This is a genomic window from Solirubrobacter ginsenosidimutans (genome assembly GCF_027587205.1).
Genome location: NZ_JAPDOD010000018.1, coordinates 106971 through 124033, shown reverse-complemented (window position 1 = coordinate 124033; position 17063 = coordinate 106971). Strand labels below are relative to the sequence as shown.

Annotated in this window: 18 protein-coding genes; 3 read left to right on the top strand and 15 right to left on the bottom strand. The window is 71.8% G+C overall.

Going from position 1 to position 17063, the window contains the following annotated elements:
• Positions 1 to 29: 29 nt before the first annotated feature.
• Positions 30 to 1286: a GAF domain-containing sensor histidine kinase gene (locus tag OM076_RS46195; RefSeq protein WP_270041693.1), complete on the bottom strand. Its 1257-nt coding sequence runs from the start codon at positions 1284 to 1286 to the stop codon at positions 30 to 32.
• Positions 1283 to 2182 (bottom strand): RNA polymerase sigma factor SigJ, encoded by a 900-nt coding sequence (gene sigJ / locus OM076_RS19340; protein ID WP_372518058.1) that lies wholly within the window; start codon positions 2180 to 2182, stop codon positions 1283 to 1285. The genes OM076_RS46195 and sigJ overlap by 4 nt, the downstream gene beginning before the upstream one ends.
• Before the next feature lie 194 nt (positions 2183 to 2376).
• On the opposite strand from sigJ, the gene OM076_RS19335 reads away from it, so the two are divergent.
• Positions 2377 to 2556 carry a hypothetical protein gene (locus tag OM076_RS19335; protein ID WP_270041691.1) on the top strand — a complete coding sequence of 60 codons (180 nt, stop codon included), beginning with the start codon at positions 2377 to 2379 and terminating at the stop codon, positions 2554 to 2556.
• 40 nt (positions 2557 to 2596) lie between these two features.
• On the opposite strand, the gene OM076_RS19330 is transcribed toward OM076_RS19335, so the two are convergent.
• Complete coding sequence (locus OM076_RS19330) at positions 2597 to 3019, bottom strand: Cif family virulence factor (RefSeq protein ID WP_270041690.1); 423 nt, start codon at positions 3017 to 3019, stop codon at positions 2597 to 2599.
• Positions 3020 to 3138: 119 nt separating this feature from the next.
• Between OM076_RS19330 and OM076_RS19325 the strand changes: the two genes are divergently transcribed.
• Together OM076_RS19325 and OM076_RS19320 are read left to right on the top strand one after the other, a co-directional pair.
• Positions 3139 to 4767: a hypothetical protein gene (locus OM076_RS19325; RefSeq protein ID WP_270041689.1), complete on the top strand. Its 1629-nt coding sequence runs from the start codon at positions 3139 to 3141 to the stop codon at positions 4765 to 4767.
• A gap of 3 nt (positions 4768 to 4770) precedes the next feature.
• The gene (locus OM076_RS19320) at positions 4771 to 5682 is read left to right on the top strand and encodes a tetratricopeptide repeat protein (RefSeq protein WP_270041688.1); all 912 of its coding nucleotides are present in this window, start codon (positions 4771 to 4773) and stop codon (positions 5680 to 5682) included.
• On the opposite strand, the gene OM076_RS19315 is transcribed toward OM076_RS19320, so the two are convergent.
• The 12 genes from OM076_RS19315 to OM076_RS19260 all read right to left on the bottom strand — a co-directional run bounded on the left by OM076_RS19315 (position 5679) and on the right by OM076_RS19260 (position 17052).
• The gene (locus tag OM076_RS19315) at positions 5679 to 6080 is read right to left on the bottom strand and encodes an iron-sulfur cluster assembly scaffold protein (protein WP_270041687.1); all 402 of its coding nucleotides are present in this window, start codon (positions 6078 to 6080) and stop codon (positions 5679 to 5681) included. The two genes, OM076_RS19320 and OM076_RS19315, sit on opposite strands and share 4 nt — an antisense overlap.
• A 3-nt stretch (positions 6081 to 6083) precedes the next feature.
• Entirely contained in the window at positions 6084 to 7280 is a 1197-nt protein-coding gene (locus OM076_RS19310) for a SufS family cysteine desulfurase (RefSeq protein WP_270041686.1), read from the bottom strand.
• Between the two features lie 3 nt (positions 7281 to 7283).
• Positions 7284 to 8051 carry a Fe-S cluster assembly ATPase SufC gene (gene sufC, locus OM076_RS19305; protein WP_270041685.1) on the bottom strand — a complete coding sequence of 256 codons (768 nt, stop codon included), beginning with the start codon at positions 8049 to 8051 and terminating at the stop codon, positions 7284 to 7286.
• Positions 8052 to 8069: 18 nt separating this feature from the next.
• Entirely contained in the window at positions 8070 to 8537 is a 468-nt protein-coding gene (locus OM076_RS19300) for an RrF2 family transcriptional regulator (RefSeq protein WP_270041684.1), read from the bottom strand.
• Positions 8538 to 8542: 5 nt separating this feature from the next.
• Positions 8543 to 9382 carry a class II fructose-bisphosphate aldolase gene (locus tag OM076_RS19295; RefSeq protein ID WP_270041683.1) on the bottom strand — a complete coding sequence of 280 codons (840 nt, stop codon included), beginning with the start codon at positions 9380 to 9382 and terminating at the stop codon, positions 8543 to 8545.
• Between the two features lie 5 nt (positions 9383 to 9387).
• Positions 9388 to 9780, bottom strand: a complete 393-nt coding sequence (locus OM076_RS19290) for an EamA family transporter (protein WP_270041682.1) — start codon at positions 9778 to 9780, stop codon at positions 9388 to 9390.
• Positions 9781 to 9819: 39 nt separating this feature from the next.
• Positions 9820 to 10947: a serine hydrolase domain-containing protein gene (locus tag OM076_RS19285; RefSeq protein WP_270041681.1), complete on the bottom strand. Its 1128-nt coding sequence runs from the start codon at positions 10945 to 10947 to the stop codon at positions 9820 to 9822.
• Positions 10948 to 11010: 63 nt separating this feature from the next.
• The gene (locus tag OM076_RS19280) at positions 11011 to 11742 is read right to left on the bottom strand and encodes a ribosomal RNA small subunit methyltransferase A (protein ID WP_270041680.1); all 732 of its coding nucleotides are present in this window, start codon (positions 11740 to 11742) and stop codon (positions 11011 to 11013) included.
• A gap of 130 nt (positions 11743 to 11872) precedes the next feature.
• Entirely contained in the window at positions 11873 to 13411 is a 1539-nt protein-coding gene (locus OM076_RS19275; protein WP_270041679.1) for a M1 family metallopeptidase, read from the bottom strand.
• A 40-nt stretch (positions 13412 to 13451) separates the two neighbouring features.
• Entirely contained in the window at positions 13452 to 15857 is a 2406-nt protein-coding gene (locus OM076_RS19270) for an FtsX-like permease family protein (RefSeq protein ID WP_270041678.1), read from the bottom strand.
• The gene (locus tag OM076_RS19265) at positions 15854 to 16531 is read right to left on the bottom strand and encodes an ABC transporter ATP-binding protein (RefSeq protein ID WP_270041677.1); all 678 of its coding nucleotides are present in this window, start codon (positions 16529 to 16531) and stop codon (positions 15854 to 15856) included. Before OM076_RS19265 ends, OM076_RS19270 begins: the two co-directional genes overlap by 4 nt.
• Entirely contained in the window at positions 16528 to 17052 is a 525-nt protein-coding gene (locus OM076_RS19260) for a PadR family transcriptional regulator (protein ID WP_270041676.1), read from the bottom strand. Before OM076_RS19260 ends, OM076_RS19265 begins: the two co-directional genes overlap by 4 nt.
• Positions 17053 to 17063: the final 11 nt, after the last annotated feature.

Sequence of the window (17063 nt, the reverse complement as noted above, 5' to 3'; positions counted from 1 at the left end):
GGCCCTCGCGTGCGGGTTGCCAGGGTCGCTCACCGCGCACCCACCGGGATCGCGAAGCCGAACGTGCTGCCCAGACCCACCGCGCTCTCCACCCACATCCGCCCGCCGTGCAGCTCGACGAACCGCCGCGACAAGGTGAGCCCCAGCCCCGTGCCCTCCGTCGACGCCCGCCGGTCGCCACGCTGGAAGGCCTCGAAGATCCGCTCCTGGTCCTCCGAAGCGATCCCGATCCCCGTGTCGCGCACGGTCACGATCGCCTCCTCGCCCACCACCCGCGCGTCGACCGCCACCGACCCACCCACCGGCGTGAACTTGACCGCGTTCGTCACCAGATTCACGACGACCTGCTTGAGCTTGATCTCGTCCGCCCACACCTCGCCCACTTCGGAAGCGACGGTCAACGCCACCGTCAACCGCTGCCGCGCCGCCCGCTCGCGCACCAGCGCCAGGCCCTGATCCAGCAGCGCCGGCAGCGACAGCAGCGCGGGCTCGAGCTCCATCCTCCCCGCCTCGACCTTGGACAGGTCGAGGATCTCGTTGATCAGCTCGAGCAGGTGCTGGCCGGAGTCGCGGATGTCGCGGACGTACTCCTCCTGGCGCTCGTTGAGCTCCCCGAACATCCGCTCCAGCAGCACGTCGGAGAACCCGATGACCGCGTTCAACGGCGTCCGCAGCTCGTGCGACATCGACGCGAGGAACTCGGACTTGTGCCCAGAGGCGATCTCCAGCGCCCGCGCGGTCATCACGTTCTGGATCGCGATCACGCCCTGCGTCGCGAAGCCCTCGACCAGCGCGATCGTGCGATCGTCGAACGGCGCGATCTCCTTGCGCCAGAGCACGATCACGCCCAGCACGCGGTCCTCGGCCAGCATCGGCACGCCGAGCATCGTGTGGAAGCCGCCGAGCTCGAGCGCGCGCGACATCGTGTAGCGCGGGTCGGAGGCGGCGTCCTTGAACTGGACGGTGCGGCGCTCGGCCTGGACGAGGTCGACGACGCCCCCCGACCCGGCGGCGAGCGGCACGCCGGTGATGTACTCGCGGTACGCCTGCGAAGCGCCCAGCGTCGTCTCGACGCGATAGACGTCGCCGTCGAGCACGTAGATCAGGCCGGCGTCCGCGCGGCAGAGCCGCACCGCCTGCTGGAGCACCGTCTCGAAGACGGGGTCGAGCTCGAACGTCGACCCGCCGAGCACCTCGAGGACGTGCGCCGCCGCGGACTGGCGCTCGAGCGCCTCGGAGAGGTCGCGCTCGAGCTCCGCGATGCGCTCCTCCGGCCCCGGGTTCACGCCTCCAAATCTGTCACATCGTCGCGCGTGACCCCGTGCATCTTCTCGGGGTTGCGCTGCACGTCGATCGCCACGATCCGCCCACCGTCGACCGTGAAGCTCATCACGGTCTTGGTGCCGTCGGGGGCGACGCCGAACAACCCCGGCATGCCGTTGACGTCAACGAGGTTGAGCACCCAGTTGCGCCTGGCCGCCAGCAGCGCGCTCACCCGCGCGACGTGGTCGGCGCCCGTGATCGGCCTGCGCGCCGCGGTCACACGCCCGCCGCCGTCGGCGGTGAAGACGACGTCCGGGTGCAGGAGCTCGAGCAGCGTGTCGAGGTCGCCGTCGTCTGCGGCCTTGCCGAACGCGAGCACCACCTCGCGCTGCTGCTCGGGCGTCGCCGGGAAGCGCGGGCGCCGCGCCTCGACCGCCTTGCGCGCCCGCGACGCGTGCTGACGCGCCGAAGCCGAGGAGGTCCCCAGGGCCGCCGAGACCTCGTCGAACGAGTACCCGAACACGTCGTGCAGGACGAACGCGATCCGCTCCGAAGCGCTCAAGCTCTCCATCACGACGAGCAGCGCGAGCGACACGTCCTCGGCCCGCTCGGCGCGCCCTTCCGGCCCGGGCTCCTGCACGACCGGCTCGGGCAGCCACGGCCCGACGTACGCCTCGCGCCGCACCCGGGCCGAGCGCAGCGCGTCCAGCGCCAGCCGCGAGACGACGGTCGTCAGCCACCCGTGCAGGTCGCGGATCTCGTCCGCATCCACGCGCTCCAGCCGCAGCCAGGCGTCCTGCACCACGTCCTCGGCCTCGGCCAGTGACCCAAGCTGCCCGTAGGCGAGCCGCACCAGCCGCGGTCGCTGCGCCTCGAAACGCTCGACCAGATCGGTTTCACTCACGCCGCCGATAGTCATACCCCGTGGACGGGGCGGCCCGACGAGATGTGACATCGGCAGAAGTACGGCCAGCCGCACTCTCATCCCTCCCGCCCCGATGTACCTTCAAGCGCGTCATGACGATCCGCTGAGACGCCCCCTCCCGCACGCCCCGCGTGCTCCCGGTCGTCCGCAATCGATCATGCTCGTCGCCGCCCGCGTTGGTTGCCGCGGTGAGCGCGTTCGGCCGTATCACCGCCTCCCTCTTCGTCTTGAAGGAGCGACCGATGCATCGAAATCGCCAGAGCCGGCCGGCCGCGAAGAAACGTCCGACGCTGCCGCCCAAGCTGAGCCGCCCTGCGCTGAAGCCGCAACCGCGGGTGATGCACAAGCAGCACCGCGGCGGGCGCTAGACGCACGTCGAGCCGCGGCGCCCAAAACGGGCGTCGCGGTTCAGCCCGCCTTGGTGGTGAGCAGCCAGCGGCCGTTCTCGCGCACCAGCGGCTGGTCGCCGGAGCGCGGCCCGTCGCTCTCGACCGCCTTCCCGCGGGTCATCGCCCGGTCGCCGGTGATCACCACCGAGGTCGTCGTGATCGAGTAGTGCGGGCCGCCCTTGCGGGTTGGCTCCGCGACGAAGCTCTCGCAGGTGGAGCCCAGGGCCTCGATCTGGTCGATCACCTCGCGGGCCGTCACCGCGCACACGCCGTGAGGATCGTTCGCGCGCGTCACGGCCACGTAGCGCTCGAGCGTGTCGCGGATCGCGCGCTCGTCGGCGCTCATCGCCGGCTTCGGCGGCGCAGCAGCCTGTTGCTCCGCCTCGGCGCCGCAGGCCGAGAGTCCGAGCACCAGCAGGATGGCCGCGAAGACGACGCGCATGACCGCCACCGTACGACGCGTCCCCCGCGCTGAACAGGTCCCAGGACCGGTCCCAGACGCAAAGACAGGACCCGCGGCTCATGCGTGCGAGCCACCGCTCATCGACGCTTCACCGCGCGATGCCCTTCGTGCGCCAACAGCGTGGCCAGACCGCCGCCGAGTACATGGGCATCCTGCTGCTCGTCGCAGCGATCATCCTCGCGGTCACGCAGGTCGGGCTCGCGGGGAAGCTCAGCTGCTCGCTCCAGGGCGCGGTCGCCCAGGTCACCGGCGGCGACGACGCATGCGGCGACGCGCAGGCCGCACCCGCCTCGCGCGACACCGACGGCGACGGCGTCCCCGACGACGTCGAGCAGCGCAACGGCACCGACCCCAAGAACGCCGACAGCGACGGCGACGGGGTCTCCGACGGCGAAGAGGCCAAGCACGGGAGCGACCCCGCCAACCCGGACACCGACGGCGACGGCGTCCTCGACAGCGAGGAGATCGCCGCGGGGACCAACCCCCGCGAGGCCGACAGCGACGGCGACGGGATCGACGACCAGGAGGAGATCGAGCGCGGAACCAACCCGCGCCTGGCCGACACCGACGGCGACGGCCTCACCGACGGCGCCGAGCTCGACAAGGGCACCGACCCGTTCGACAAGGACTCCGACGGCGACGGGCTCACCGACGGGAAGGACGACGATCCGACCGCCTACAACGCGGGGGTCGACGACGTCGCGGCGGGCGCCATCTGCGGCGACAGCGACTTCTGGAAGTGCCCGGACGAGGACGATCCGGTCCGCGCCAGCATCGAGTACTTCAGCGGCCAGGTCCTGGTCGGGCTGTTCGCCGTCGGCGACGTCCGCGACCTGCTGGCCGCGATCTCCCACGGCAAGTGGGGCGACGCCGCCTGGTCGGCCGCCGGGATCGTCCCCGTCGCCGGCGACGCGGCGAAGATCGGCAAGAAGGTCCGCGACCTGATCAAGCGCTTCCCCGGCCGCCGGGCGGAGCTGCTGGCGCTGATCCCGAAGCTGGTGCCCGAGAGCCTCACCGACGAGGCGCTCGACGCCGCCACCGACGGCGCCTACACGGCGTTGAAGAAGACCGGGCTCTCCGACGACGCCGTCAAAGACCTCGGCAAGGCCAACGACCTGCGCGTCGTGGCCGACAACGCGCGCATCTCGGAGAAGGTCCTCTCCGACGCCGACGCGACCGCCATCTGGAACAAGGCCAAGGACAAGAGCGTGTGGGGGAACCGCTCGCTCGGCGAGGCGCTCGGCGTGGAGACCGCGATCAAGCACCTCGAGAACACGCCGGGCGTCGACATCCTGCTCGACGGCCGCCCGATCGCCAACCGCGCCGGGCACGGCCCCGACATCATCGCCGTGGACCGCAACACGGGCAAGCTGATCATCGTCGAGGCCAAGGGCACCTCCAACGGCCGGTCCAAGCTCGGCAGCTTCTGGCTCGGGAGCGAGGTCAGCGGCAAGAAGCTGCCCGAGACCTCGTCGGAGTGGGTCACGCGGGACGCCGGCAAGCGCTACCTGGACGCCCTGAAGCGTTCCGGCGACCCCAAGCAGCAGGAGGCGGCGCGGCTGATCGACGAGGTGATCACCGAGGACGCGCCCTATGACGCGATGGTGATCATGAGCCGCCCGAAGGGCAAGGGCGGTTACCGTGAGGGCGTGGACGACTCCGTGAAGGCGATCAAGGCGGGCGGCCAGGTGGAGAACCTGGACATCATCGACGTCCAGCGGCCCTAGCCGATGGCGTGGACGTTCACCCGGGCCGCACTCGAAGCCGAGCGCGACCGGGCCGCCGAGGCGGTGGCCGAACGGCCGAACAAGATCGCCAACCAGGAACTGGGGCACGCGCTGCGCTGGCTCGACGACGAGGCCGGCGCCCGTGAGGCCTACCGCGGTGGCGCGGTCGCGATGAAGGAGCGCGTGCTCGACCGCGGCCGGTCCAACAACGCGATGGGCTGGACGGAGTACGGCAACCTGCTGCGCAACGCCGGCGAGGAGGACGCGGCGCGCGCGGAGTACGAGCGCGCCCTCGAGGAGCTCGGCGACGAGCCGTCCGTGCGCGCGGCGGAGCTGCGCTACCTGCTCGGGCGCGAGCCGGGCGCCGCGCCGGACGGCCCGCTGTGGGAGCGCGCGCTCAACGCGCTGGCGGCGGGCGAGCGGCTCGACGCGACGCGCGACAAGATCGTCCGCGCGATCCGCGCGGAGCGGATCCTGCCGACCTCCAGCGGTCGGACCATGTCGCTCTGGGAGCTGCTGGAGGAGACGTTCCGCGTCGAGGCCGAGCGCGACGGCACGCCGGTCCCCGATCACGCGACGATGCTCGAGCGCACCAAGCTGCTCGGCGAGCGGGCGCCGGCGCCCGTGCTCGATCCTCCTCCGGAGGGTCGCTGGATGGTCGGCGACGCCTCGATCATGCGCGGCGAGCGCGGCCCCGTGAAAGCGGTGCTGAGCGGGCGGCTGTGGCTCGAGCTCACCGACCTGGGCCTCGGGAAATGGGCCATCGACCTCTTCGACACCGAAGTCGGGAAGGTCAACGAGTCCGGCCCGTTCGACAGCTTCGGTGAGGCCGTCGAAGGGGCGAAGGACGCCCTGCGCAGCAAGGCGGACGAGCGCGCGGTCGAGACCCTCGACGCGCTCGTTCGCGCGTACTAGGCGGCAGTCTCCGCGGCCGCCCAGCTGGCCTGGTGGCCGAGGCTGGCGGACTTGATGACCTTCAGGCTGAGCATCGCGCACTTCAGCCGGGTGGCGGAGATCTCGATCCCGAGCAGGTCGAGCACGAAGTCGCGCTCGAGCTTCAGCAGGTCCTCGACCGGCATCCCGACCAGCTCCTCGGACGCCATCGACGCCGACGCCTGCGAGATCGCGCAGCCGTGGCCGGAGAAGCGGACCTCGGCGACCTTGCCGTCGTCTGAGACCTTGAGTTGGACCTTCAGCTCGTCCCCGCACAAGGGGTTGGTGTCGAAGAACTCGAGGTCCGGATCATCCATTTCGCCCCAGTTCCGCGGGCGCTTGTAGTGCTCCAGGATGTTCTCGCGATACAGATCGTCCATGACTTAGGCGAACACCTCCTGCACCTTGCCGAGACCCGCGATCAGCGCGTCGATGTCCTCGGTCGTGTTGTGGATCGCGACCGATGCGCGCGTCGAGGCGGGTGAGCCGAGGCGGCGCATCAGCGGCTGCGCGCAGTGGTGCCCCGCGCGCACGCACACGCCGCCGCGGCCGAGGATCTCGGCCACGTCGTGCGGGTGGATGCCCTCGATCGCGAAGCTGACCAGCGAGCCGCGCCGGTCCGTGTCGGTCGTGCCGTGGATCGAGAGACCCTCGACCTCACTGAGCCGTTCGAGCGCGTACGCCGTGACGTCACGGCCGTGCTCGCGCACCGCGTCCATCCCGACCTCGGTCAGCCAGTCGACGGCGGCGCCGAGCCCGATCGCCTCGGCGATCGGCATCGTCCCCGCCTCGAACTTGGCGGGCGGCTCGGCCCAGGTGGACTCGAACTCGCCCACGCGGGCGATCATGTGCCCGCCGCCGAGGAACGGCGGCATCGTCTCCAGCAGCTCGCGGCGCCCGTGCAGGACGCCGATGCCCGTCGGCCCGTAGGCCTTGTGGCCGGTCCAGGCGTAGAAGTCGGCGCCGAGCTCGCGCACGTCGACCGGCATCGACGGGACCGCCTGGGCGCCGTCGACCAGCACCAGCGCGCCGGCGGCGTGGGCGCGCGCGACGATCTCGGCGATCGGGTTGATCGTCCCGAGCACGTTGGAGATGTGGCCCACGGCGACGAGCTTCGGACCCTGCGCCAGCAGCGCGTCGAGCGCGTCGAGGTCCAGCAGGCCCTCGTCGGTGACCGGCACGTAGGCCAGCCGCGACCCGAGGATCTGCCACGGCACGATGTTCGAGTGGTGCTCCATCTGCGTGGTGACGACGAGATCGTCGGCCCCCACGTTGGCGCGGCCCCACGTGTACGCGACGAGGTTGATCGCCTCGGTCACGTTCTTGGTGAAGATCGTCTCGCCCGGCGTGGAGTTCGTGAAGCCCGCGACCTTGTCGCGCGCCGCCTCATAGGCGTCCGTGGCTTCCGACGCGATGTCGTAGATGCCGCGGTGGATCGAGGCGCGGTAGGTCTCGTAGTAGCGATCCATCGCCTCCAGCGCGGGGCGCACGGTCTGCGAGGTCGCAGCGGTGTCGAGGTAGACCAGACCCTCGCGGGAGAGGGTCGGGAACTCGGAGGAGGTGGGGATCGCGAGGGACATGCGCTAGGCCGCCGCTGCGACCTCGTCGCGGATCCAGCCGTAGCCCTTCTCCTCGAGCACGGTGACGAGCTCGGGGCCGCCTTCCTTGACGATCCGGCCCTCGAACATGATGTGCACGAACTGCGGCTGGATGATGTGCAGGATGCGCTGGTAGTGGGTGATGATCAGCACGCCCATGTCGGTCCCCTCGGAGACCGTGTTCACGCCCGCGGCGACCGTGTTGAGCGCGTCGATGTCCAGGCCCGAGTCGGTCTCGTCGAGGACGGCGAGCTTCGGCTTGGTCAGCGCGAGCTGCAGGATCTCCATGCGCTTCTTCTCGCCGCCGGAGAACCCGTCGTTGAGGTAGCGGCTCGAGAACTCCTTCGGGACCTTCGTCAGCGCCATCGCGGCCTCGACGGTCTTGCGGAAGTCCTTGAGCGAGATGGCATCCTCGCCGCGACCCTCGCGGTGGGCGTTGATGACCATGCGCAGGTACTTGGCGACGGTCACGCCCGGGATCGCGACCGGGTACTGGAAGGCCATGAACAGGCCGGCGCGGGCGCGGTCGTCCGGGGCGGCCTCGGTGATGTCGGTGCCGTCGAAGATGATCTGGCCTTCGGTCACCTCGAGGTTCGGGTGACCCATGATCGCGTTGGCCAGCGTGGACTTGCCGGAGCCGTTGGGCCCCATCAGCGCGTGGAATTCGCCCGCGCGCACATGCAGGTCGACCCCCTTGAGGATCTGCTTCTCGCCGGCGCTGACGTGGAGGTTCTTGATCTGGAGCTCGCCCATGTGTCCTTGGTCTCTGTTCTAGGAAGAAGTCGTAGCGGCCGCAGGCTCGACGACGCCCGCCTCGAACTCGACGAGCTCAGCGAGCGTCGTGCGCTGCAGCGAACGGATGACGCCCATCTGGACGCGCGTCCACAGCAGCTTGGTCGAGCAGGTCCCCGCGGCCTCGCCCAGGTGCGAGCACTGCACGCGCCCGTCATGGTCGTCGAGGAAGCAGTCCATCGGCGCGATCGCGCCCTCGAGCGCGAGCACCGCCTGGTCCATCGTGATCTCCTCCGCCGGGCGCGCGAGCACGTAGCCGCCGTGCGCGCCGCGCGTGGAGGTCACCAGGTCGGCCTTCTTGAGCAGCGCCGCGATCCGCTCGCAGTACGCCAGCGGCAGGTTCTCTGCCTCGGCGATCGCCTTGAGGGAGACCGGATGTCCGTTGCCGTGGCGTCCGAGCTGGATCAGCAGTCGCACCCCGTACTCGGCCTTGGTGGTGAAGATCATCGCCGCTAAAGCCTACCAACGAGGTCGGAGTTGCCCGCGAGGGCGATCCCGACCAGTGCCTCCCGTGCCGCGGCCTCGACCGCATCCGCTTGCCGGGCGTGCAGCGCGACGAGGTCGGCCGCGGGCTCCGCGACCGGCAGCGCGGCCGCCGTGGCCGCCAGATACGCGCGCCGCAGGCCCGTGTTGAAGTTGACCTTCGCGATCCCGCCGCGCACCGCTCGGGCGACGACCTCCGGCGCCAGACCCGTGCCGCCGTGCAGCGCGAGCGGCACGCCGACCGCCCGCCGGATCGCCTCCAGACGGCCCCAGTCCAGGTCCCGAGGCGCCGGCAGGAGCGCGCCGTGCACGTTGCCGAGCGCGATCGCGAGACAGTCGACGCCGGTGCGGGCGACGAACTCCGCGGCCTGCTCGGGGTCGGTGGCGAGCCCAGCGCCGATCGGCGCGTCGGCGTCCGCCCCGCCCGGCAGGCGCCCGAGCTCGCCCTCGACCGCGACGCCGTGGCGGCGGGCGATCGCGGCGGCCTCGCGGACGAAGGCGACGTTGTCCTCGAAATCCAGCGGCGAGCCGTCCGCCATCACGGCCTGCACGCCCCACCGGCACGCCCGCTCGATCGTCTCGAGGTCGTGCACGTGGTCGGCCTGCAGGCAGACCGGGACCCGCGCCGTCTCGGCGACCGCCCGCAACCCCGCCACGACCGGCTCCGACCGCAGCGTCGCCGCTGGGACGAGGATCACGCCGCCGCGCGCATCGAGCGCCCGCAGCACGCCCACCGCCATCGCCGTGTCGTAGCACCCGAACGCCCCGACCCGGCCGCGTCCGAGCAGCGCCGCGAACGGCTCCAGCACCCGTTTCAGCTCCCGGCGAGCCCGGTGGCCGGCAGTGGACGCGCGCGCACGCCGATCGCCTGCGGGCCGCGGCGGCTGGCGATGCCGAACGAGGCGACGGTCGCGGCCAGCAGCGCCGCGCCCGCGAGCTGGGTGCCGGAGAGCCGGTCGCCGAACGCGATCGCGTTGACGATCAGCGCCGTCAGCGGGAAGCTCAACTCGGCGATCGTCGCCGCGGTGGCGGGTGCAGCACGCAACCCGTGGTAGTACAGCAGCAGCGCGATCAGGCCCGGGACGAGCGCGAGGCCGATCAGCGCGCCCGCGTCGGACCCGCCGGCCGCGAGCAACTGACCGTCGGCCCCGAACGGGATCACCAGCAGCGCCGCGACGGGCAGGCCGAACTTCCTCGACGGCTTCACCCGCGACGTCCTGCCCCGCCTGCGGGAGCGGTGGGGCACCTAGGAGAGGGCCGCGCGAACCAGGGCGCGCATGAACACCGGGTCGCTGTCGAAGTCGTCGTCGTTCCAGCTGAACGCCACCGTCAGGTTCTTTTGCGGGGCATGCCAGAGCTCCGTGTGGCTGCCGAGGCCGTCACCCGAATGGCCCCACATCTCGAGACCGGATGAGTCGTCGCGACCGAGCCCGAGCCCGTAGCCGGTCCACGGGTGGAAGGCGTGGAAGCGGGTCATCTGCTTTAGGGACGCAGGCGCCAGCACGCGACCGCCGAGCAACTCGTGGCCCCAGCGGGCGAGGTTCGGGACGTCGCCGGCGAGCGACCCGGCCGACCATGCGAAGTTCGACCAGGCGCGGAACGGCATGATCGCGCCGCCGTCGCTGGCATCGTCGGCGTCGGCGCCGCCACGCGGGTGCCAGTACTGGTGCGCGCGTGGCGGGTGCGTCGCCTCCGTCGGCTGCAGCACGAGCCCGTCACCTCCGGGGTGATCGAAGATCAGCTCGCGCATGGCCTTGCCCAGCGGTTCTCCCGCGGCTTTCTCGAGGATCAGGCCGGCGATCAGGAAGCCCGCGTTGGAGTACTGGGCGTCGTCGGTGCGCGGCCCGGGCTCGGCCGAGGCGGCCGCCGCCTGGCGGGGGGTGACGGCTCGTTTCGGGTGCTCGAGGATCGCGTCCACGAACGAACCGGGAGGCTCCCGCGCGCCTGACGTGTGCCCGAGCAGGTCGCGTAGCGTGGCCTTCGGGTCGCCCTTCCAGGCGCGGTAGGAATCCACGATCGGGTCATCGAGGCGCAGCTTGCCCTCCTCGGCGAGCTTGAGCGCGAGCGACGCGGTCGCCACCTTGGTCACGCTGTCGAAGACCATCGCGGTCTGGGGCGTCATCGGCTGCCGCGGCTCGACGACCGCGACGCCGACGGCACCCGTCCACTCGTGGCCGTCCGGGAACACGATCGCGGCCGAGATCCCGGGCACGGCGCTGGTCTCCAGCTCTTTGGCGAGGATCTTGTCGAGCGTTTGTGAGACGGTCGCCGACGTCCGCGGCGCGGGTGCGGGCGGCTGCTTCTTCTCGGAACCGCCGCAGCCGGGCGCCAACAGTACGACACACGCGAGGCCGGTGAGCGTCCTGGTACCCACGTGGGCACACTACGCCTCGCCGGCCCACAGTGGGTGAACTCGCTCTAGCCGCCGGCGGCCTGATCATGCGCCATAGAGGCGCGCGAAGGCCTCCGGCGGGACGCTGCCGGGCGTGGCGTCGCGGGGGATCGCCGCCCGCTTGAGTGCGCGCGCGTCTCCCACCCGCTGGGCCAGCGTGTTCCCCCGGCCGTTGAAGACGCGGGCCAGGAACGCGTCATAGTCCGCGAACGCCGCCGGCGAGAGCAGCGGGACGGGGCGCGGGACGACGGTCAGCACCGCCGAGTCGACGCTGGGCGCGGGCCGGAACGCGCGCGGTGGGATGCGGCCGTGCACGCGCAGCTCGAACCACGGCGCCCAGGTGGCGGCGAAGCGGCCGTCACCGGCGAGCCGGCGGGCGGTCTCGAGCTGAAGGACGAACACGCCGCGTTCGAGGCCGTGCGCGTCAGTGAGCACACGGCGCACGAGCTGGGTGCCGACGTGGTACGGCGCGTTGGAGACGAGGTGGAAGCGCTCGCGCGGGAAGCCGACGGTGAGCGCGTCAGCGCGCTGCACGGTGACGTCGCCCCACGCCCTGGCGTGGGTGCGCAGGTGGTCGGCCCAGCGCGGGTCGAGCTCGACCGCGAGCACGCGGTTGGTGCGCGCGAGCCGTCTCGTCAGCGCGCCGGCACCCGCGCCCAGGTCGACGACGAGCGTCCCAGGCGGCGGGTGCAGCGTGCCGATCACTTCGGCGATCACGGATTGGTCGTGCAGGAAGTTCTGCGACAGCGCGCGGCGGCGCTGGGTACGGCGGGGCATGGCGCATCCTCGAGTCGTGCCGCGCGGGTGCGCGGCGGGGTGGCGGCGGTTGGCCGGTGACTAGAGGAAGCGGTGCGTGACGCTCATGCCCACGGCAGGAAGAGTACCTGCCGTGGGCATGAAGCGGGTGTCAGCGGCGCTTCTGCTTGGCGCGCGCGTCCGGCGCGGACAGCGACTGCGGCGTCTTCGCCTGCCCGACCGGATTGACGGTCCAGTCCGGGTGGCCCGGCATCTTCGGCGTCTTGGTGCCGTAGAGCCAGTCGCGCAGGAAGGGGACGACATCCGCGCGGCCGGAGACCTGCGCGGCGAGCGCGATGTACTGGTCGGTGGAGACCGACTGATCCTTGAAGCGGTCCACGTACGCGCGCTCGATGCGCTGGAACGCCGCGTCGCCGATCTTCTGGCGCAGGGCGTAGAGCACGAGCGCGCCGCCGTGGTAGCGCTGCAGGTCGAACAGCGTGTCCTCGCTGGTGGGCAGCGCAACCGGGCCGGACTCGGCGCGCCACTCGTCACCGTGGGCGTAGACGGCCTTCATCAGGTCGTCGAAGTCGGCGTAGCCGGTGGGGTCGGGATAGAACTCGGTGTCGCCTTCGAGGAAGCCCTTGCTCTCGGCGTAGAGGAACTCGTACCAGCTGGCGTGGCCCTCGTTGAGCCACAGGTCGCTCCACGAGTACGGGGACACGCTGTCGCCGAACCACATGTGCGACATCTCGTGCAGCAGCGTCGGGTCCCAGGTGTCCTGGGTGAAGTCGTGGAACCAGCTGGTGTCCATCAGCTCCAGCGTCTGCGTCTCCAGCGCGAAGCCGAGGTCGGCCTCGACCACGAGCGAGCCGTAGAGGTCGAACGGGTACTTGCCGACCGCCGCCTGCATGTAGTCGATCTGCGACGGGGTGACGCCGAGCAGCGGCTGGATCTCGCCCGTGATGTTCTTCGACGTCACGTCGCGCAGGTACACGCCGGAGTGGAAGCCGACATTGGTGACGTCGTACTGGCCGACGGCGAGCTGCAGGAGCTCGGTCGCCATCGGCTGACGCTGGACGTAGACGACGTGGGTGCGCCCGCGGTCCGTCCACTGCAGGAGCTTGACGCCGTTGGACACGGCGGTCTGGCCGGCGGGCACGTCGAAGCGGATGTCCCAGCTCGCCTTGTCGCGCGGGTGGTCGTTGGACGGCAGGAACAGGTGTGCCCAGTTGGGCTGCGGCGCGGTCGCGGAGCCCTGCGGGTGGAAGAAGAACGCGGTCGTCGAGAAGTCGTCGGAGTTCGCGAGCGTCGGCGCGGCGACGAAGTGCGACACCGTCACGAGGAACAGCGCGCCGTTGCGCAGCGGCACCTTCGGCGTGATGACGATGTCCTGGCCGTCCTGGACGAACTTGGCGGGCAGGCCGTTGACGGACACGCGGCCGATGCTCTGCCCGGCCCAGTCGAGGTCGAAGCGGCTCAGGTCCTGCGTGGCCTTGGCCAGGATCGTGACCGTGCCGTCAATCGATTGGGTCGGCGCGCTCGTCGCGTACCGGAGGTCGAGGTCGTAGTGCTGGACGTCGTAGCCCCCGTTTCCGAGTTGTGGGAAGAGCCGGTCGCCGAGACCGGCGGCTCCTGGGGACGGCGCCGCGAGCGCGGGTGCGGCGGAGAACGACAGGACGACTGCGACGAGCAGGAGGACACGCTTCATAGACCCTCTCCCATGACGTGCGACTGACTGGCGCGGGACCCTACTCCGTCCGCAGACCCTCCGGTCGCATAGTGCGCCACAAAACAGGAAGACTGGCCGCGGTCACGAGCAGGACCACGATCACGCCGGCGCCGGCCATCGCCGCGACGTCGCTCCAGGAGACCTTGATCACCGACCCGAAGATCCGCAGGAGCACGGAGCCGAGCGCGATCCCGGTCGCCACCGCCATCGTGATCCCCAGCCCGATCGGCACCGCCGACTGCCACAAGACGGACCAACTGAGGGTGCTGCGGCGTGTCCCGAAAGCGACCAGTACGGCGAGTAGGCGCCGCCGCTCGCGCAGCTCCTCGAGCGCGGTCAGCAGGAGGCTGAGGCCGATCAGGCCGACGACGATCGACGCGCCGATCAGCATCGCCCGCCGCAACTGGTCGAACTGACCGTCGGTGCGGGTGCGGTGCAGCTCTCTCACGGCGATCTGCGGGTTGAGGGTGGCGGCGGCGTTGCGGACGTTCTCGTCGGCGTCCGCGTCAGCGGGTGCGGTGCGGACGAAGGCGACGACGTAGGCGCTGGGGAGCTTGGCGCCGCTGACCGCGCCCGGGGTGGCGAAGACGCCGCCGCGCTCGAGGCCGGTCGGGTCGGCGCGGGTCGGGACCTGCTTCCCGGGCCTGGGGAGCGTCCACGTCTGCGCGCCGAACTCGAGCTGCGTGCGCGGCGGCTCGTTGGCGAAGAACACGTCGCCGTCGTGGCAGGTCGTGATGCCGGCCACCTCGCGCAGCGTCGCGCACGGGGCGACGGTGAGGCGCGAGTCGGGCATCTGTGGGTCGCGGCCGAGGTCGTACTGCGAGAGCGCTTGGACCGAGCGGACGCCTTCCGCGCCGCGCAACGTGTCGATGAGCGTCGCCGCGGTGACCGGGGCGCGGGGCGTGACCGCGGCGCCCTGGGCGGCGCCGCCGCCCGTCGCCGCGCCCGGCTTCGCGGCACCGAACTCGGCGTACAGCGTCGCCCGCGAGAGGTCGGCGCCCGTGTCCTTCTTGTAGTCCTCCTGGATGCCGGTGAACACCATCTGCAGCGCGATCGCGCCCGCGACCGCGACCGTGATCCCGCTCACCGCGCGGGCCGGGCCGCCGGGGTCGAGCTGCAGGCGGCGGACGGCGAGCTGCCACGCGACCTTGCCCGCGCCGAGCCGGCCGACGGCGCGCTCGACCACCCACGGCAGCAGCGCGGCGACGCCCACGAGCAGCGCGATCACGCCGATCCCGACGCGCAGCTCGCTGATCCCGGCGTCGCCGTTGCGGGCCGCGGGCACGAGCGCGACCAGGCCGAGCGCGGGCAGCAGCAACCGCCACCACAGCCGCCGGCGGCGGGTCGATTCCGCGCGCCGGACCACACCGAGCGGCTCCGCCACCACCCGCCGCAGCGCGAGCAGCGAGACGAGCACCGCCGCGGCCGGGACGCCGACGACGACCGTCGCGCCGAGCAGCAGGCTCGGGTGGACATCGGTCGTGTAGACGCTCGTGTCCCAGATCGAGATCCGATCCGCGAACGCGCGCAGGACGAGGAACGCCAGCGCGCCGAGAAGCAGCCCCGCGACCGCACTGATGAGCGCCTCGCCCGCGGCGATCCGGCGCGCCATGTGCTGATCGGCGCCGATCAGCCGCAGCGCGGCGAGCCGCCGATCGCGGTCCTCCCCGCCGGTCCGCACCGCGGCGCCGACGAGCACCGCGACGGGCAGCAGCAGCGCGACCAGCACGATCACCACGAGCAGCGTGAGGATCGGATCGAGCCCTTGGCTCGGGGCGGCCGCGCCGAAGTGGGTGAGCCGGCGCACGCTGCCGCCCGCGACCAGGTCACTCGCGCCCGCGTAGTACGCGAGGTCCGTCGGCCCGATCAACCCGACGTCCGCGATCTCGCCGACGACCCGCCCGGGGATGCGCGGCGCGAGCAGCCGCCGCCCGTCGGGGGTGGCGAGCAGGTCGCGCAGTGCGGGCGAGACGAACACCTCGCCCACGCGCGGCAGCCGCGAGAGCCCGGGCGGGACGGGCGGACGGTCTCCGTCGCCCTGAAGCAGCCGCCCGCGAATGTCGCGCGAGCGGAACCGCGTATTGGCCTCGGCGACAAGCACCCCGGAGCCGGCGGAGCCGGTCGCGCCGCCCGCCACGCCGCCGCCCACCGCAGCGCCACCGCCCGCCGCAGCGCCACCGCCCGCCGCAGCGCCACCGCCCGCCGCAGCGCCACCGCCCAGCCCCGCGTCCGTGGCCGCGTCGTACCCCACATCACTTCGCGCCGCCCCGCGGGCCTGGCGGCCGTCGTGGATCGAGGGGATCGAGGCGGCGACGAGCAGGACGGCGACGCCCAGCGCGACGCCAAGTGCGGTGATCGCGGTGCGCAGCAGGCCCGTTCGCCCGCCCGCGAGGGTCAGGCGGGCGCCGAGGGCGAGGTCCCTCATGACGAGACGCGCTCGACGCCGAGCGTGCGCCCGTCGCGGACGACGATCTCGCGATCCGAGTACGCGGCCACGCGCGCCTCATGGGTGACGAGGACGACGGCGGTTCCGCGCTCTCGCGCGGCGCCCGTCAGCAGATCCATCACCCGCTCGCCGTTCAACGAGTCCAGCGCGCCCGTCGGCTCGTCGGCGAACAGCACCCGCGGGTCGGTCGCCAGCGCCCGCGCCACCGCCACCCGCTGGCCCTCGCCGCCGGACACCGTCCCGGGCCGCTGCCCGGCCACGCCCGACACCTCCAAAGACGCCAGCAACTCGTCCGCCCGCGCCTCCGCCGAGCGCCGCGACACCCCGTCGAGCCGCAGCGGCAGCGCGACGTTCTCGCGACAGGACAGCTCAGGCACCAGCTGCCCGAACTGGAACACGAACCCGAACTCGGAGCGCCGCAGCGCCGACCGCTCGACGTCGGACATCGCCGACAGCTCGCGTCCGTCGTACATCACGGTGCCGGCGTCGGGCGGCACGATCCCCGCCACCACGTGCAGCAGCGTCGACTTGCCCGACCCGCTCGGGCCCATCACGGCGACGACCTCGCCGGCGTCGATCGAGAACTCCGCGCCCACGAGCGCCGGCGTCGCGCCATAGGTCTTCGACAATCCCCGCGCGCTCAACAGGCTCATGCCGCCACCTCCCCCGCCAGCGCGTCCAGCCGCGCCGCGGTCAGCTCCAGCCAGCGCAGATCGGCCTCCAGGTGAAAGAGCGCGTGGTCGCAGATCAGCTGATCCGCGATGTCCCCACCGCGCTTGCGCGCCGTCAACTCGCGCATCAATCGCAGGTGCTCAGAACTCTGCGCGTCGAGCAACTCCGTGGCGCTGCGCCCCGTCAGCAGCGCCAATACGACCTTCGAATAGAGCACGCTCTGCAGGTACGGCTCGGGCTTCTCAGGCTCGCTCAGCCACTGCTCGACGTCGGTCACGCCGGCGTCCGTGATCGCGTAGCGCTTGCGCTCCGGCCCGGCCCCCGGCTCGACCCCGTCGACCTCCACCAGCCCGTTCTTCAACAGCCGGGCGAGCGTCGCGTACACCTGCCCGTAGCTCAAAGGACGGTCCGCCCCGAACCGCTCGTCGTAGGCCCGCTTGAGGTCGTAGCCGTGGCGCGGGCCGCCCTCGAGCAGCCCCAGGAAGGTCGATCCGATGCCCATGAAGACCAACT

What these genes read in the sequence shown, in the direction of transcription:
- sigJ (WP_372518058.1), bottom strand. Translation starts at nt 2,182, where the DNA reads ATGACTATCGGCGGCGTGAGTGAAACCGATCTGGTCGAGCGTTTCGAG.
- OM076_RS19330 (WP_270041690.1), bottom strand. Translation starts at nt 3,019, where the DNA reads ATGCGCGTCGTCTTCGCGGCCATCCTGCTGGTGCTCGGACTCTCGGCC.
- OM076_RS19325 (WP_270041689.1), top strand. Translation starts at nt 3,139, where the DNA reads ATGCCCTTCGTGCGCCAACAGCGTGGCCAGACCGCCGCCGAGTACATG.
- OM076_RS19320 (WP_270041688.1), top strand. Translation starts at nt 4,771, where the DNA reads ATGGCGTGGACGTTCACCCGGGCCGCACTCGAAGCCGAGCGCGACCGG.
- OM076_RS19315 (WP_270041687.1), bottom strand. Translation starts at nt 6,080, where the DNA reads ATGGACGATCTGTATCGCGAGAACATCCTGGAGCACTACAAGCGCCCG.
- OM076_RS19310 (WP_270041686.1), bottom strand. Translation starts at nt 7,280, where the DNA reads ATGTCCCTCGCGATCCCCACCTCCTCCGAGTTCCCGACCCTCTCCCGC.
- sufC (WP_270041685.1), bottom strand. Translation starts at nt 8,051, where the DNA reads ATGGGCGAGCTCCAGATCAAGAACCTCCACGTCAGCGCCGGCGAGAAG.
- OM076_RS19300 (WP_270041684.1), bottom strand. Translation starts at nt 8,537, where the DNA reads ATGATCTTCACCACCAAGGCCGAGTACGGGGTGCGACTGCTGATCCAG.
- OM076_RS19280 (WP_270041680.1), bottom strand. Translation starts at nt 11,742, where the DNA reads ATGCCCCGCCGTACCCAGCGCCGCCGCGCGCTGTCGCAGAACTTCCTG.
- OM076_RS19275 (WP_270041679.1), bottom strand. Translation starts at nt 13,411, where the DNA reads ATGAAGCGTGTCCTCCTGCTCGTCGCAGTCGTCCTGTCGTTCTCCGCC.
- OM076_RS19270 (WP_270041678.1), bottom strand. Translation starts at nt 15,857, where the DNA reads ATGAGGGACCTCGCCCTCGGCGCCCGCCTGACCCTCGCGGGCGGGCGA.
- OM076_RS19265 (WP_270041677.1), bottom strand. Translation starts at nt 16,531, where the DNA reads ATGAGCCTGTTGAGCGCGCGGGGATTGTCGAAGACCTATGGCGCGACG.
- OM076_RS19260 (WP_270041676.1), bottom strand. Translation starts at nt 17,052, where the DNA reads ATGGGCATCGGATCGACCTTCCTGGGGCTGCTCGAGGGCGGCCCGCGC.